The sequence below is a fragment of the Citrobacter freundii complex sp. 2025EL-00176 genome (genome assembly GCF_053309355.1).
Genome location: NZ_JBRYHT010000007.1, coordinates 86,530 through 102,377, shown reverse-complemented (window position 1 = coordinate 102,377; position 15,848 = coordinate 86,530). Strand labels below are relative to the sequence as shown.

Below are 15,848 nucleotides of genomic sequence, written 5' to 3'. Positions count from 1 at the left end.
CATATTTCATAATAATGATAAAAATTCACTCCCCATCACTTCCCCAACCACCAGGTTCTCAACATCCCTGGCCCCGACTCCCTTACACTTCTCCATCACCCTCTCGACTAATCCATCCTCCATATTTAATTTCTCCCCCGTCGCCACGAAATACCGCTGCGCTAATTTCTCTAATTTAGCCCGCACAATTCCCTTCAATATTTCTTCATCCAGCGCCCGATACGCCACCGTGGTCATCCGCGCTAAAAACGCCGGACGAAAATGCTTTAACAACTCCTCACGCAATGCCTCATTAAACCGCTCGCTGTTTAATTCATTTGCAGGCGTTTCCAGAATTAATTCCGCGCCGACGTTGCTGGTCGCCAGCATTACCGTATTTTTGAAATCAACGATCAGCCCGGTGCCGTCTTCCATTACGCCTTTGTCGAAGACGTTATAGAACGCCTCCAGCACGTCCGGGTGCGCCTTTTCGATTTCGTCGAGCAACACCACGGAATAAGGCCGACGGCGCACCGCTTCGGTTAACGCCCCGCCGCTGCCGTATCCGACGTAGCCCGGCGGCGCGCCTTTCAGTTGGCTGACGGTATGCGCCTCCTGATATTCAGACAGGTTAATGGTGATCAGATTGCGTTCGCCGCCGTACAAAGCGTCGGCCAGCGCATACGCGGTTTCGGTTTTACCCACGCCGGTTGGTCCCACCAGCAGAAACACGCCGACCGGCTTTTGCGGGTCGGTCAGGCCGCTGCGATAGGCGCGCAGGCGTTGGGCGATGGTCTCCAGCGCCATCTGCTGCCCCATCACCCGCTCGCTCATGCGTTCGACCAGCGTGCGCAGAGCGTGGGCTTCATCAGTCTGCATCTGGCCGATTGGGATCCCGGTCCAGCCGCTGATCACCGAAGCCACGGTAGCGGGATCGACGCAGTCCGGCACCAGCGGCACTTCTTCACGTAGCTGGGCAGCGGCGGTTTCCAGTTTGCCGATCAGCGCCGCGCACTCCACCAGCTCTTGCTCCAGTTCCTCGTCATCGTCCAGCCGCGCACTGAGATCCAGCATCCGCTGACGCGTAGCCAGTAGTTCGCCGACCCGCTGACGCTCATCCTGCCAGCGCCCTTCCACTTCCCGCGCCTGCTGGTGGAGTTTTTCCGCCTGCGCTTCCAGTTCGCAAAGCCGGTCGTGATGATCGACGCCCACCAGCAGTTCGCGGTTCAGGCGCTCGCTCTCTTCCTCAATGGCCGCCAGATGCTGACGGATCTCCTCAAGTTGGGGCGGCACATCATGCTGCGCCAGCGCCACTCTTGCACAGGCGGTATCAAGCACGCTGATGGCTTTGTCCGGCAGTTGGCGACCGGAGATATAGCGCTGCGAAAGGCGCACCGCCTCGCGGATGGCGGTATCCAGAATTTGCACGCCGTGGTGCGCCTCCAGCTTATCGGCCACCGCCCGCAGCATGATCACCGCGCTGTTCTCGTCCGGCTCTTCGATCTGGATACGCTGAAAACGCCGGTCCAGCGCTGGATCTTTCTCGAAATACTTTTTGTACTCCTGCCAGGTGGTGGCAGCGATGGTACGCAGTTCCCCACGCGCCAGCGCCGGTTTCAGCAGGTTGGCGGCATCATTACCCCCCTCGGCGCCGCCCGCGCCTATCAGCGTGTGAGCTTCGTCGATAAATAAAATGATCGGCTGCGGGGATTTTTTTACCGCCTCGATTACGCCGCGCAAACGCTGTTCAAACTCACCTTTCACGCCCGCTCCCGCCTGCAACAAGCCAAGATCGAGAGCCAGCAGAGCGACATCACGCAACGGCGGCGGCACGCTGGCTTCGGCGATGCGCAGCGCCAGCCCTTCGGCGACGGCGGTTTTGCCCACACCTGGCGCACCCACCAGAATCGGGTTGTTTTGCCTGCGACGCAGCAGGATGTCGATACACTGGCGGATCTCCGCGTCGCGCCCGATGATCGGATCGATCAGCCCTTCCCGCGCGTCACGAGTCAGATCGTGCGTATATTGATCCAGAACCCCACCTTCACGCTTCGGGGATTCGCCCTTGTCAGGGTCTGCGGCCTCCTCAACGGAGTTGCAGCACCAGTTGTGCCACTGGCTTTCCAGCTCCGCAGCCGGAAGCTGTAACAACAGTGGCATTCCCTGCGCTAACTGGGTACGCAGCCGTTCTCGAGTGAGCAAGGTCAGGAGCAATAAGGCCGAACGAACCAGTGGAATACGCTGGAATGTCGCCTGCAAAATCGCCCCTTCCAGTAGCTCTATCAGTTGTACGGAAAACACCGGCATCCGCGTACAGCCCGTTTTGAACTGCGCCTGAGCACGCTGGATCTCTTCACGTAACGTATCGGTGGAGATGGCCGCGTTGCTCAGGCAATACGCTAAATCACAGTGTTCATCATCCAGTAAAGCCAGCAGCATATGCTCCGGCTCGACGAACCAGTGTCCCTGCGCCCGACTACGTTCGGCGGCCTGTTCCAGCGCACGAAAACAAATTGGGTTCAGTCGTTTTACCAGCGCTTTCAAATCCATTTACTGTTCTCCTCAAGATGCTGTTGGCAATGGAACATCGCGGGCTTGCGCCCTGCCAGTTGCGCGGTATACCCCAGACGCGGCGGCGCAGCGCGGGTTAAGCGATGATCAAGCGTCAGCGTCCCGCGCATCATCAATTCCAGCGTTATTCCCGCGCCAAACCAGATTTCCGCTAACTTACTGAGCTGGAGAAACCCCTGACTGCCGGGTAAAAATTCGCGCCACTGCGTAGCGTTTTTAGCATGCAGATGCACCCGTAGCGCCGCATGCTGATTCCATATTCGCCGACCGGCGACGCTATTGCGTCCCAGCCGACACCCGGTCCGGCTTTGAGACGCCAGCGGCAAGGATTGCCAGCGCCCGATAAACTCCTCAATATCAACGGTGATACCGAGCGTTGCCGCCACCAGCGCCACAAATCCCGCCGTTGAACGCCGACGATTAGCCAGACCGCTGCTTTGCGACAGCAGACGCTGTAGCTGCGCAGACTGATGCTTTTTTACGGCATCCAGATCAAAACCACACAGCACTCGCATCAACGTAAACCCCGGCGCATCTTCTCGTCTGGCGTAAGGCGTTGCCAGCCGATACAGGCTCAGGCTACGGCAGTGATGTTGAATCAAGCGCTGTTGAAACAGATGAATAAAGTCCTGCGACGCGCTGTTTTTATCCTGCGCCGCCTGTTGCAACCATTCCAGCCAGCCATAGGGCAGCACCCCATCGGCCCCGCCCGGTCCCAGGCTGTGGACCTGAAGGGTACCGTCGCGCAGCGACACCTCCGCAGGCGCGAACGCCAGCCCCAGATCCCCTCGCAGCGCGGGCATTTCACCGCTCGCCCGTAAGATGCGGATACACTGCTCCAGCGAAAAGCGCCACGGCTCGCGCCGCAATTGGGCGATTACGCTATCAACGCGGTCTGTTCGGCTTCTGTCCATAGCGACAGTTCCTCTCCATCTTCCTGCAATACCGTACGAACAAAGCAGTTCGCAGTGGCATTGCGAGCCAGAAAACGGGCGATGATGCCGGCAAATAGCAGTCGACTATTGCCAGTAAATGATTGTGGTTCAAGGGTTAACGTCACCCGGATGCCGTTATGCCAACCGCGCCAGGCATCACCTCCCCGATGCTCACTTACCCGTTGGCAACGCATCTCGCGAATACCATTAATCTGTTGCCAGACGGCGGGTGACGCGGCGGAAGGGGCGTACAGCGCCAGCAGCTCTTTCAGCGACGCCAGCGCCATCTCGCCTTCCACCAGCGACAGGTGATTGAGCGCCAGCGAGGAAAGCAACTTCCAGCGCGTGTCCCGCTGTAATGCTGGCTCAGAAGGCGTGGTCGGCGTACCCAATAAATGTACTTGCGCAACCGGGCCCGGCACTTCGAAGGCCAATGGCGTTCCCGCTGCAAGTTGTGCGGCCTGCTCACCATTGCTGCACCAGAGCGTTGCCGTCAGACTGGTTTCTTCATCCGCCGCATACGGGTCAAAGCGGCTGTCCACCAGCGTTAGCCACAGCGCATTCCCCTGGTGGCGGTGACGCCGTGCATACCAGAACCAGCGGGCCTCGCTATGTCCCTGGGCTGAGTAGTACGCAGGAACGCGCCAGGCTTCCTCACGGTGACTCATCCACAGCGCCTGTACGCGGTAGATCTGCACATTTTTGTCATGATGATCGGCGACCAGCCGATGTTCGCTCTGGGTATGCTCGACAAATAGCGGCTCGGAGGTGCGGGTGAAAAGGTTTATTACTGGCACGCAGCCCAGGCGAATATCGCCAAGTTTGATATGCTGTGCTACCTGCGGAGCGTTGTCGAAAGGGATACACAGCGTGATACTGTCGCCCTCGTCTGTCGACGGCAGCGGTAAATCAAAATACATCAGCGTCTGCGGGCTGTTCATCCAGGCACTGAGCGCCAGCACGCTGGACTCCACGCCCGGCTCCGCGGGCAAAATCTTTTCGGCATTCAGCAGACCAATGGGATGCGGGCGCAGCGGCCCAATGACATGGGCGTACAACAAATCAAACAGCGTGGCGTTGATTTGTGGCGAACCGCTGAGATGAATGCGCAACTGTGTTACCGCCAGGGTCGAAAACTGATGCGGCGGCAGACAGCGTAACTGAATACGCAATGCGCCACGCGCCTGCGCCATTCCGCTCAACTGCCGGGCCTGTGCGGCATCACACCAGACAACATTTTCAATCTCGATAGGCCACAGCGTTTGCGCCAATGCCGTGCGCCACCAGATCGTTTCTCCACTTTCTGTTTGCGCGTATAACGGCGTTCCGGCTGGAAGCGTGTAGCCCTGACTCAGATCGCCCGCCAACGGATCGGGAGTAAAACAAGCGGTTGCGCAAGAAGGAAAAGGGCGTAGCAAATGGGGAGAGAGCTGCTCCAGTAACGAGTCGCATAGCTCACCAAAGCCGTCATCAAGACGCTGATGCAGCCTGGCGCTTTGCAACGCAAAACCTTCCAGAAGTCGTTCAACATGGGGATCTGGGCAATCGAATTCACTCAGCCGCAGTCGGGAAGCAACATGCGGATGCCGACGAGCGAATTCACCGCTGGCGGTTCGCAGCCATCGTAGCTCTTGCAGATAATCATCAAGTAATCGATCGTCCATTGATCTCCCCTGATACGGGTTATCGCCAACCGCCATTTTGGTACGCCAGCTCCAGCGTTAGCGGTTCGTCGTCGTTCCACAGCATCGCGTCAAGTTGCAGCGCCAGCGTCTGATGATGGGCATTTTTTACGCTCACGATCAGCGCCTGAATCCGAGGCTCATGGCGCAAAATAGCGGCGCGCAGTTGACGACAATACCAACGCAGCACCCGTTCATCGCCCGCGTTCAGCCCGTGCCATTCCGGGACGCCCCAGGCAAGAAGCACTGGCAATGTGTCAGCATCTTCTGCAGCACGGGAGTTGAACAGTCTTCTCAACTCCCGGCAAACCGACTCACGCGGCGTAATGTCCTCATCCATCAGTCTGTCGAGCAGCGCGACGGGTAGTGACATGGGCATTACCTCAGATTACGGTTTCTTATTCATCGCCATATCCCAGACGGAAGAGACGTTACCCTCTTTCTGACCTCCCAGTTTCTGAGCGGTAATTTCCCATTTAATTTTGGTGAAATTTAGCGACATCGTTTCGACCGGCTTACCGCCGGAACCGCCACTCACGCTCAAATGCGAGATAATCACGTTATCCAGGGTATAGACGATAAAGGGCAGCATTTTGCCGTCATCATTCCGGCATAACGTCAGCACGGCTTCTTTAATCATCTTCCCGCTGCAGCAGTACTCGTTAAGCTTCGGCGTGGAAAGGTCAACAAACTTGGTCAGCGACATTTCCCCCACGTGTGCCCGCCCGGAGGTGCGTTCGGTGTTACTGACGTCGTTGTTGACCTGCATCGCCACGTTGTGGCTGAAGGACATGATCTCTATCTGATCTTTAAATCCATCAACCTGACTTTCGCCTTTGATATCGTCGAGCTTTAAAAAAATCGCATCCATGGTTTATCTCCTTAATGATCAAGCGGCTGCCGGTGGCGGCAGTTCGGCGACCAGACGAATAGAGGTGGTTAACTCTTCTAACTGGAAGTGCGGACGCAGGAACACAACCGCGCGATAGACACCCGGTTTACCAGGCACAGCACTTACGTCCACCCGCGCTTCGCGCAGCGGATAACGCGCTTTGATCTCCTGCGGGGCGCTGTCGGTGAGCAGGACATAATCGGCAATCCAGTTGTTGAGGTAGCTTTCGATCTCGTCACGGCTCATAAAGCTGCCAATCTTGTCGCGCATAATAACCTTCAGGTAGTGCGCAAAGCGCGAGGCGGCCAGGATGTACGGTAGCATCGCTGAGATGCGCGCGTTGGCGTTGGCTTCCGGGGTGTTGTAGATTTTTGCCTGATTAGTCGTTTGTCCGCCAAAGAACGCGGCGGTGTTAGTATTCTTTTTATGGCACAGCGCGATGAACCCGAGATCGTTCAACTCTTTCTCACGGCGATCGGTGATGGCTATCTCCGTTGGGCAACGTAGACTGATATCGCCGGATGGCGTAGAGAAGGTGTGCGCCGGAAGATCTTCCACCAGTCCACCGCCTTCCGCACCACGAATCGCCGCGCACCAGCCATACAAGGCAAATGCCTCGGTAATACGGTTAGCCAGTACCCATGCGGCGTTGCCCCACAGGTATTTACTCGCGTCCATGCCGTTAACATCTTCAACGAAGTTAACCCCTTCTACCGGCACCGTATCCGGTCCGTACGGCAGACGCTGCAACACATGCGGTAACACCAGCGAAACATAGCGGGAATCATCGCTATCGCGGAAGGCTCGCCATTTAATCAATTCGGTGCTTTCGAAGATCTTCGCCAGATCGCGCGGGACGCCCAGCTCAGCGAACGATCCCATATCAAATAAGCGCGGACTGGCTGCCGCAATAAATGGCGCATGGGCCGCTGCCGCCACCTGAGAGATTTTCTCCAGCAACGCCACGTCCTGCGGATGTCGACCAAACTCAAAATCGCCCACTAACACGCTGTAAGGGTTGCCGCCGAAAGTCCCGTATTCATCTTCATACAGTTTTTTGAACAGCGTGCTCTGGTCAAACTCGACCGCTTTTTCCAGATCGTCCTGCAACTCCTTACGTGACACATTCAGCAGACGCAATTTCAGCCGGGTGCTGGTTTCGGTATTCATCACAAATTGATGCAGACCACGCCAGGAGGCTTCCAGTTTCTGCATCTCCGGGTGATGTAATACTTCATTCAACTGGTCGCTGATGAGCGCGTCAATCTGCGCGATGCGGTGGTTGATCATTGCTACGGTATCGCTTTCAATCACCATCCCTTCATCAAGAATCTGCGTAGCCAGTTCTTCAAGCATGTCACGCGCGTAAGTCTGCTGTAGCTCATCGCGCGCCATCCGCCCTTCCTGAATAATGCGGTCCAGCACGCTCAGTGTAACGGTTTGCCCACCGGTTTCAGCTTGTTCCTGAACATTGTCCATTGTTCTTCCCCTTTTTAGTTACGCGTTGTCAGTCGGTTTTTCTTCAGCGATGGGTCTTAACGCCTGAAGCTCAGCGTTGTCATTGACTACCTGCTGCAACAACGTATCCAAATCGTCGTTACCATCCAGTTTGGTCAGCAGGTCGCGTAAGCGTTGACGGGCAAGAAAAAGACGTTGGAGGGGCTTAACCTGATTAATAATATTGAGAGGAGAAAAGTCGTCGAATTCGTTGAAGTGGAGTTCTACGTTCAGTTTACTGCCATCATTAGCCAGACGATTTTCGACCTGTATCGCCAGACGAGGCGAGGCAGAGGAGAGTACATCGTCGAAATTATCACGATCGATTTCAACAAAACGGCGCTCACGTAATTTGGCCGGTGGAGATGCTGGATGCCCGGATAAATCCGCTAAAATACCAACAACCAAGGGAAGTTCTTTTTTCTCAATCGCGCCACCAGTTTCCACGTCATAGGTTATTTGCACGCGCGGCGGCCTAATACGGTTGAGTTTATGCTGAATGCTCTCTGCCATATTTAATCCTTTTTATTACAATAGTATCCCTGGTGCTATTTTTGCCGCACCATTATTCGAAAATAGATTTTTCTGAATAACTACATGCAATATAAAAAACACAACAAAAAATAAATATCAACTTAATTTTTCAGTTTTCATACCAGGACAGCCTCTTTGACAAAAATCAAAATCAACACAATAACCAATTAAAATCAATTATATAAACAAATAATAATCACCATAGCGATACTTGACACAAAACCAATTCACCAAGTGAATGAATCGCGTAAAACGTTTTTTCTTTTATAATCCGCGCTGAATAATGATTTAAATCAAAAAACAAACCTCAACCATTAATTACCGTTCTTATAACAATATAAAAGGATTTTATATGAAGAGCGGCATATGTCATTCGGCCATATTAATATTATTCAGTGCCTTATCGTTACTGAATAGCGGCTGTTCATTGTGGCAAAACCGTGTGGCATTTAATGATGTAATTATTGAAACAGTTCCGGATGCCAATGATAACGCACCGGTAGCAGTAGATATTGTCGCTATTACCGATAGCGCGCTGTTACCGACCGTCCAGTCACTCTCCGCGACACAGTGGTTTAATGCCAAATCACAATTATTACGCGATAACCCTGACGGATTTCGCGTCTGGTCTCTGGAACTGGTGCCAGGTTCACGTTTTGTTGCGCAAGAAAATCCCCTGCAAGGCGTTACGACAGAGGCAACGCTTCTGTTTGCGCGTTACCGCAGCGAAGGCGATCACCGTTTACGGCTGGATAAAGTCAGTTCACTGCATCTGCTACTGATGACGGATGAGGCAATTCTGGCGCCCTGAACAAGGAAGATACTATGAGCACGATTCCGGCAATGGTCTGCTGGTACGAAGGGATGGCGATGTTGCCGCAACATTTCCAGTTACAGGCACTGCGCAATGAAATGCTTCCCGCCATGCTGGCGCGGTGCGCCAATCCCGGATTCTGGGGAGTTAACCACCTACATATCGACGAAGCCGCACTGTGTGCCGGTATGCTGCGTATCCTGCGTCTTGAGGCAATCATGCCCGACGGCACGCCGGTTGAGTACGACATCAGCCGCGACTCGCCGCTGGCGTTCGACTGCCAACATCTGCTCCCTGCCGCGCCGGACAGTGAACATATTATCTGGCTGGCGCTGCCGCCGCTAAACCGCGCCGGACAGTGGCAGTTGATGAATGACCGATATAGCTCAATGAACAGCGCCCCAATGCCGGATCTGAGCAGCGGAGAATTTCCTGAAAGTATTTCGCTGTGGCAGCCCGCACCACGTCTGGTTTGTCAGCATGAACGCGCCGATTTAATCTGTCTGCCGCTACTTCAGATAGTGTATACCGAAGCAGGGTTTCGTCAGAGCGACTGGTTTCCGCCCACGCCCAGCGTCAGTGAAGAGAGCTATCTTTCCCGTAACACGCGACAACTCTGCTTACAGGCAAGAGAAAAAATTCTGTTTTTAAGCCGGGAAATGCAGTTGGCGCAACAGAGTCAACGCACTCATGACTGGCTGTGGCTAACGCTGTCGTTACAAAGTATTCAAGGGGCTTTACCGCTGCTGGAAAGCCTGATCAACGGTGGGCGTCCACACCCTGAGGATCTTTACCGCGCGCTGTGTTTATTTCTCGGCCAGACGGCAATTCTGACCCAGGATAAAACCTTGCCCTTGCTGCCGGTCTTCGATTATCAAAACATGCAGCCGGCATTCGCCTCTCTTTTCACCATGTTGAAAAATCAATTGGCGCATATTCATCGCCGCTATCAACGAATCAACTTCAGCAAACTGGATAACATGTTTTCGCTTCAGCTCCCCGCGAATATCCATGCCGGAGAACAGGTGGTGATTGGTTTGCTGATGCCTGCTGGCAGCACCTCCAGAGCAGAAAGCTGGTTACAAAAGAGCCTTATCGCCAGCCAACCGTTTTTGACCGCTTTGCGTCGTCAGCGAATGCATGGGATGACATTCACGCCACTGTCCGCCGAACAGCACAGCGACTGGGAAGTCGACAGCAGTATCGCCCTGTTCACGTTAACGCTTACTACCCAATGGTTTGAAAAAGAGACGCCGCTGGTCATTGCTCCACTGCATGAAACCGATGACATGCCGCAGCGGATCATGCTTTACCGTCAGGAGGATCGCCATGACGCCTACGAATCCTGATATGCCTGCCTGCCGTCTGTTTGATGACGTCTTCTCTCGCTGGCTGGCGCGGTTTGAACGCTGGAAAAGCACCACGCTGCCGCCTGATGAATTACACACTGAGGCTTTTGAGTTCGCCAGTCAGACGGTGGCAGAGTATAACCGACGTCTAATCCGTGAATTGGGTACCCCTTTTCAGCAGCAGATTGATGACGCGGTTTACGCCCTGGTAGCGCTGATTGATGAATCTGTACTCTATGGCGACTGGCCAGCCCTCTCACTCTGGCAGAGTTGTCCGCTGGAGTATCATTTGTGGCAGACCCATAGCGCTGGCGATCTGATCCCCCAGAAGATCACCGCGTTACTCAATGAGCGCAGCCCCGGACAGCGCGATTTAGCCGCGCTTTATTTACGTTGCCTGACGCTGGGGTTCGGCTCCCGGCGTGACGATTTTGCCCCACAGGCCCACCAGGAAACCTGTCGCCTGCTATGGCATTTTGCTTTCCAGCATGACGCCAGGTTCAGCGATATTGCCCAGCGAATGGAATCTGCAGCACTGGGAACGCCATTACAGCTTCCGGCGCACCGTCGCCTGCCTGACAACTCACGTCTGCACCTGATTGCCCTCATCATACTGCTCGCTCTGCTGCTGTTAAGCCAACGATTGTGGCTAAGTATTGAAGATGCTATCGGCGTGAATACGTTGCCTGATTTCCCGGTGACCCAGTCCTGCCAGGGAGATTCCAGGTGACGCAACACTGGCTAACTCTGCTGATCATTGTGCTGGTGCTGCTGGCGATTACCCTCTGGTGCGTATGGTGGCAGTGGGAATACCGCAACGATACGTTCATCCGTGCACAAAAAGAGATCCAGCGTGCCTGCGGCGGTCAGGATCCTTACGACAGTATGCGCATACTGATGCTGGGCGACGAAGAAGATAACCGTCTGCTTTGTCGCAGTTGGTCACTCACCGACGGCCAGGAGTATTGGTTCGGGCAATGGTGGTTTAACCCTCAGTGCAGTGTTTTGTGCCTGCCGCAAACGTTGCAAACTGCCGGGAAAAAGCGGCTTATTCGCCAGAATGACTGGCAAAAAATGCTCGCTGCATTGGTGAAAAGTCGTCCGCAGCGTCCACTGGACGCGCTGATTATCACCCTGTCGCTGGATGCGCTGCACGGCGATGAGGCCGCTCGCGCCAGCCTCCTGAACAACTGCCAACAGCTACAGCAAGTATGTGGACTGAGTTTACCAGTCTACCTGCTGATAAGCGGTGTTGAAGCACTGGAAGGGGCTTCGTCTTTGTTAGCAATGTTGCCGGAAGAGGCTCGTCGCAGCCCCATTGGCAGCGCCATCCCGGTCGCCAGAGAGGCCATCTGGAAGCCACAGTGGATAGACAGCGCGCTGGACAATACCCGAAGCTCGCTGCGCATGCTCATCACGGAACTCGGCGCACTGCGGGGAAATACGCCGGAAGATCTGTTTCGTCTGCCAGAAAACCTCCTGCCGCTAGCCGCCCCGCTGCATGATTATTTCGATTCCCTGTTTAACAGCAACGCCCGCGATGAACCCCCACTATTGCGTGGGATCTGGTTTGTCGCCCGCACGCTAACCCAAGACAAACCACGGATGCAGTTTTGTCAGACGCTATTGAGCGGCAAAATTGCCGCCGAGCGTGGTCTGGCGCTCCCGGTCCGCCGCCTGCTGCGCCTGAATCTGCGCCGCCATTTCATCACTCTCGCCTGTTATAGCTGCCTTTGTGTTATCTGGCTGGCGGCAATGATCTGGAGCTGGCAATACCAACATACCAACGCCGTTTTACTACACGATCGTCTGCAAGTGCTGGCCACACAAACGCTTCGCGCCAATAACGCAGGCGAACGATCCACTGCACTGTACTGGCGAGTGCTTAACGGTATTCCACAGTGGCAGTTTCGATCTGTTGTCTGGCCCGGTTCCTTGTTCAGCCATACCGACACAAAATTACGGGACACCTTTAATAACGCCACGTTAGCCAGCCTGTTATTACCTGCGACCAATAGCATCTGTCTGCAAAGTCAAAGTGAGAAGATGTCAGAGCAGGAGGAGCTACTGCCCGAGGAGCGTTACCGCCAGATTCAGCACCTGCTTAGCCAGGCAAAACAAATGGAGTCGCGTTATTTACCATTGCTGCAATTAATGCAGGTGAAACAACCCACTGTACAGACGCTGGCAAACGTCAGCGCCAGCATCTGGGGCGTGACCGTAGATACAGAATCGCTACCGTCGCAGGATCGTCTGAATGGGATGATTGCCACCCTCAACCTTTCACGCCTCAAGTTACCTGACGCCAGCGAATTAACGCAGCGAAACAGCGAGTATTTTTCTCGCGAAACGATGCGCTGGCTGGAGCAGAATTACGGCAACACCAGTCTGGATAACAACGAAGAGCAGCTCGAACAGTTACTGACACTATTCAGCAATGACTCACGGGTTACTCCGCTATTTGTGCGTTCCTTAATCCGTCAGGTCAGCCGTTTACAGGCGACGCTAACCACGATCAATAATCTTAGCCGCGATGCGACTCACTCACCTATTCGACTGCCGTTGGATGAGCTACTCACCCAGGCACGCACGCTCAGACTGATCGACAATGATGTGATTCAAGAGGTTTTACGTCACGAAGCCTTATTGCGCCAACGCTTTCTGGCACAGGTCGATGGTTCCCGTCTGCATTTCTCCTCACTAACCGAGCAGTCGCCGGAAGGAGAGTTCAGCGTGTCACCGGATGTTATCGCGCTGCAAAAAAGCCTGCGCGACCTGCTCAATCAACCGTTTTGGCAGCGGGGGGCGAGCCTGCAGACCGACACAACAGCAGGCTATCCTGGAAATCTACAACTCCAGCAGGCACTGGCGTTGTTTGGCGGATATGAGCGTTTTATACAACAACTTCCGGACAGTATCTGGCGCCCCAAACTCACTATGCTGGCCCGGCAAGCAGTTGAAAACGCCATGCGTCAGGCACTGTACGCGGGGGCAGCCGAGTCACCTGACCATAGCACTCTCAGCACGGCTAGCGCGGATCAACTCATTGACGCGTTCATCCAGCTTAATCGACCTCAGTTTGCCATCGCATTACGTCAGCAAGCCGCAGCCCAAGTGATTGCCCGAGTGCGCCAGGACGGCGGAGCGTTGCTGCCGGCGATCGCCCCTCCCGCCGTGAATTACGCCACGGCAGAGCAGGCGCAGGTCAGCGGGCAGAAGATTGCCGGTTGGGCCAACGCGCAAGCCGCGCAAATATCCGGCGCATTGACCCGCTATCAGCAGGATATTGACTGGCTCGACAAACAGCGTCCATGGCTTACCACCACGGAAAACCAGCTGATCGTCCGCTGGAGCAGTTCACTGGCCACAATGCAGCGGCTGCAACAACAGGATCCTGGCAGTCCGCCGATGCAGATGACCACGCTTGCCGCCGCGTTGCCCACGCTTTCCGCTCAGAATTGTCAGAGCGAGCTGGCGCAGTTCACCACTTCCGGCGGTAACGATTTTTACAGCCAATCGCTGAACGCGCTGGTAAACGCATCGCAGCAAACATGCCAGAAGCTACGCCAGCAGGCGAGCATTGGCGCGGTGGGGCAAATCTTCACACTGTACAACGTCTGGCTGGCGGGGCATTTCCCCTTTACCGCCGCGCCACAGGCACCGGATGCCGATGTCGACAGGGTTCGCGAACTCACGACTTTACTCGCGCAGCTCCCTCCAGAAACGCTCTCTGCACAGCCGCCATTGATTCAACAACTGGCGGCGGCGCAGCCATTACTTTCCGCGCTGGTCAGTCCCGAAGGGGTTACGTTACGCGTTATCTGGCGCACCTCTCGTAACCGCGAGGTCGGCGCTGACCAAATTGCCGACTGGCGGCTTGCTGGCAATCAACAAACGATAAGCTACCCCGGTGGCACAACGGATCTGCACTGGCGCAGCGGAGACAGCCTGAACTTTAGTCTACGCTGGGCAACTAACTCCGCCTGGCGACCAATGCCAGGTCTGTCACAGACAGGTGTAACGGTAAGCGGTGATACTGGTCGCTGGCGCTGGCAGGGGGCATGGTCACTGCTGAGGATGATCAAACAACAGCACGTCGGCGGCGCGCTGGCGCAACCGCTGCCATTACGCTTTTCGCTTCCCGTGGGAGATGGTCAGCAACAGTTACAAACCACCGTCTTTTGGCAGGTCGCATTGTTGGATGCACAGGGCAAAGCACCACTACCGTGGGTACCGCTTACCGAACAGGGATTATCACGAGGAAAATGATGGAACATATTCAGGTATTACTGACGCCTATTCAGGCGGATAAACCGTGCGGAGACGCGATCCGCTATTCACCGGAGTTCGACCGACTGGTCGCCGCTCGCCAGCAGGATGACGAAACGCTGCCCACGGGCGTCTGGCAAAGCACGCCGCGACGCGCTGACTGGGACGCCGTCGCACAGATCGCCACGTCGCTGACAAAAACGCTCAGCAAGGATCTGGTGATTATGAGCTGGCTGGGTGAGGCATGGATTCGGTCACGCGGCTTAACGTCTTTGCCCGATGCGCTGGCATTAGCCACGCTGGCGCTGGAGCGTTATCCGGAGGAACTGCACCCAAAAATCAAAGAGGGCGACTATGATTATCGCGCCGCCCCACTCTGTTGGATGGCGCAGCATTACGCCGTCCTGGTCGCCGAAGCTCCGCTGTTTATAGCGAATGGAGAGCATATCTCCTTATCGCAGTGGCAGCAGGGGAAGTTATCAGACCTTCCCCTGCCCGGGGCGGAAGAGTCGACCGTTACGGCGCTAACAGCAAGCCTTGAATGGCTTACGCGGCTTAATACCGTATGTCAGAGCTGGCCCGAAGCATCCGCACCGTCTTTCAATCCGCTGGAACAAAAAATTAAAACCTGCCTGCAAGCATTGGGGGCTAACTTGCCAGAACCTTCGCCGCCTGTCGTACAGGAAGCAGCACCAGCGCCAGGTAAACCCGCTGCATTTGCCCACCGCGGGGAAGCGTATCTAATGATTAAAGAGGTCGCGGATTACCTGGCGCGTACTGAACCACACAGCCCGGTGCCTTATCTGCTCTATCGCGCCTTTGCCTGGGGGAATACGCCGCTACCTGAATTGCTCAATGAACTGATTACCAGCGATGAGTCCGCTCGCCGACTGTGGAAACAATTGGGGGTACTACCATGAGTTGTCCTGCCGTATGTGCTGGCGCGATGCTGCAATGCTCGTTTGGCATTGCGCCTGCCCCACTGAACGTGTTGCCCACCAGCCGAACCATCGTCAACAACGTGCCGATGGCAAATATTATGGATAACAAACCGTTTGTAAACATTCTGCCGTTCGGGATGTGCAACAGCATCGCTAACCCGACCGTTGCAGCCGCAACCGCGGCGGCGCTCGGCGTGCTTACGCCAATGCCGTGTATCCCCGCCACACCGGCCCCCTGGGTGCCTGGCTCACCCACGGTATTAGTGGGAAATATGCCCGCTCTCACCGCCCAGTCAAAGTTGATCTGCATGTGGGCCGGCGTGATCCAGATTAGCTTCCCCGGCCAGTTAATGACCCTTGTGCCGTGATGTTATGCCCTAAAATT

At 55.3% G+C, this 15,848-nt stretch carries 13 protein-coding genes; 6 read left to right on the top strand and 7 right to left on the bottom strand.

Features of this window, described 5'->3' with window-relative positions; all coding sequences use genetic code 11:
* Window positions 1-6: 6 nt before the first annotated feature.
* From tssH to tssB, 7 genes are read right to left on the bottom strand one after another with little or no spacing between them, the layout of a single operon-like run.
* Complete coding sequence (tssH, locus tag ACVXHP_RS15020) at window positions 7-2,529, bottom strand: type VI secretion system ATPase TssH (RefSeq protein WP_447571735.1); 2,523 nt, start codon at window positions 2,527-2,529, stop codon at window positions 7-9.
* On the bottom strand, window positions 2,520-3,464 hold the full coding sequence (locus ACVXHP_RS15015; protein ID WP_447571734.1) for a type VI secretion system baseplate subunit TssG: 945 nt from the start codon (window positions 3,462-3,464) through the stop codon (window positions 2,520-2,522). Before ACVXHP_RS15015 ends, tssH begins: the two co-directional genes overlap by 10 nt.
* Complete coding sequence (tssF, locus tag ACVXHP_RS15010; RefSeq protein WP_447571733.1) at window positions 3,428-5,149, bottom strand: type VI secretion system baseplate subunit TssF; 1,722 nt, start codon at window positions 5,147-5,149, stop codon at window positions 3,428-3,430. The genes ACVXHP_RS15015 and tssF overlap by 37 nt, the downstream gene beginning before the upstream one ends.
* A 19-nt stretch (window positions 5,150-5,168) precedes the next feature.
* Window positions 5,169-5,546 (bottom strand): type VI secretion system baseplate subunit TssE, encoded by a 378-nt coding sequence (gene tssE / locus ACVXHP_RS15005; protein WP_304702459.1) that lies wholly within the window; start codon window positions 5,544-5,546, stop codon window positions 5,169-5,171.
* A 9-nt stretch (window positions 5,547-5,555) separates the two neighbouring features.
* Entirely contained in the window at window positions 5,556-6,038 is a 483-nt protein-coding gene (locus ACVXHP_RS15000) for an Hcp family type VI secretion system effector (protein WP_304702460.1), read from the bottom strand.
* A gap of 18 nt (window positions 6,039-6,056) precedes the next feature.
* A complete protein-coding gene (gene tssC, locus ACVXHP_RS14995) occupies window positions 6,057-7,538 on the bottom strand; it encodes a type VI secretion system contractile sheath large subunit (protein WP_069324762.1) in 1,482 nt (493 codons plus the stop codon).
* Window positions 7,539-7,556: 18 nt separating this feature from the next.
* Window positions 7,557-8,069 carry a type VI secretion system contractile sheath small subunit gene (gene tssB / locus ACVXHP_RS14990; protein WP_038636686.1) on the bottom strand — a complete coding sequence of 171 codons (513 nt, stop codon included), beginning with the start codon at window positions 8,067-8,069 and terminating at the stop codon, window positions 7,557-7,559.
* A gap of 463 nt (window positions 8,070-8,532) precedes the next feature.
* Between tssB and ACVXHP_RS14985 the strand changes: the two genes are divergently transcribed.
* From ACVXHP_RS14985 to ACVXHP_RS14960, 6 genes are read left to right on the top strand one after another with little or no spacing between them, the layout of a single operon-like run.
* On the top strand, window positions 8,533-8,901 hold the full coding sequence (locus ACVXHP_RS14985) for a T6SS protein Cts2N (RefSeq protein WP_249359800.1): 369 nt from the start codon (window positions 8,533-8,535) through the stop codon (window positions 8,899-8,901).
* A gap of 14 nt (window positions 8,902-8,915) precedes the next feature.
* Window positions 8,916-10,253: a type VI secretion system baseplate subunit TssK gene (gene tssK / locus ACVXHP_RS14980; protein ID WP_447571732.1), complete on the top strand. Its 1,338-nt coding sequence runs from the start codon at window positions 8,916-8,918 to the stop codon at window positions 10,251-10,253.
* Window positions 10,234-10,983 carry a DotU family type IV/VI secretion system protein gene (locus ACVXHP_RS14975; protein WP_304702462.1) on the top strand — a complete coding sequence of 250 codons (750 nt, stop codon included), beginning with the start codon at window positions 10,234-10,236 and terminating at the stop codon, window positions 10,981-10,983. The genes tssK and ACVXHP_RS14975 overlap by 20 nt, the downstream gene beginning before the upstream one ends.
* Window positions 10,980-14,522 (top strand): type VI secretion system protein, encoded by a 3,543-nt coding sequence (locus ACVXHP_RS14970; protein ID WP_447571731.1) that lies wholly within the window; start codon window positions 10,980-10,982, stop codon window positions 14,520-14,522. The genes ACVXHP_RS14975 and ACVXHP_RS14970 overlap by 4 nt, the downstream gene beginning before the upstream one ends.
* Window positions 14,519-15,442 carry a type VI secretion system protein TssA gene (locus tag ACVXHP_RS14965; protein WP_447571730.1) on the top strand — a complete coding sequence of 308 codons (924 nt, stop codon included), beginning with the start codon at window positions 14,519-14,521 and terminating at the stop codon, window positions 15,440-15,442. The genes ACVXHP_RS14970 and ACVXHP_RS14965 overlap by 4 nt, the downstream gene beginning before the upstream one ends.
* Window positions 15,439-15,831 (top strand): DUF4280 domain-containing protein, encoded by a 393-nt coding sequence (locus ACVXHP_RS14960; RefSeq protein WP_304702465.1) that lies wholly within the window; start codon window positions 15,439-15,441, stop codon window positions 15,829-15,831. The genes ACVXHP_RS14965 and ACVXHP_RS14960 overlap by 4 nt, the downstream gene beginning before the upstream one ends.
* Window positions 15,832-15,848 lie beyond the last annotated feature (17 nt).

Coding starts and splice junctions, on each gene's coding strand:
- ACVXHP_RS14960 (WP_304702465.1), top strand. CDS start 15,439: ATGAGTTGTCCTGCCGTATGTGCTGGCGCGATGCTGCAATGCTCGTTT.
- tssE (WP_304702459.1), bottom strand. CDS start 5,546: ATGCCCATGTCACTACCCGTCGCGCTGCTCGACAGACTGATGGATGAG.
- tssF (WP_447571733.1), bottom strand. CDS start 5,149: ATGGACGATCGATTACTTGATGATTATCTGCAAGAGCTACGATGGCTG.
- tssB (WP_038636686.1), bottom strand. CDS start 8,069: ATGGCAGAGAGCATTCAGCATAAACTCAACCGTATTAGGCCGCCGCGC.
- ACVXHP_RS14965 (WP_447571730.1), top strand. CDS start 14,519: ATGATGGAACATATTCAGGTATTACTGACGCCTATTCAGGCGGATAAA.
- tssH (WP_447571735.1), bottom strand. CDS start 2,529: ATGGATTTGAAAGCGCTGGTAAAACGACTGAACCCAATTTGTTTTCGT.
- tssK (WP_447571732.1), top strand. CDS start 8,916: ATGAGCACGATTCCGGCAATGGTCTGCTGGTACGAAGGGATGGCGATG.
- ACVXHP_RS15000 (WP_304702460.1), bottom strand. CDS start 6,038: ATGGATGCGATTTTTTTAAAGCTCGACGATATCAAAGGCGAAAGTCAG.
- ACVXHP_RS15015 (WP_447571734.1), bottom strand. CDS start 3,464: ATGGACAGAAGCCGAACAGACCGCGTTGATAGCGTAATCGCCCAATTG.
- tssC (WP_069324762.1), bottom strand. CDS start 7,538: ATGGACAATGTTCAGGAACAAGCTGAAACCGGTGGGCAAACCGTTACA.
- ACVXHP_RS14975 (WP_304702462.1), top strand. CDS start 10,234: ATGACGCCTACGAATCCTGATATGCCTGCCTGCCGTCTGTTTGATGAC.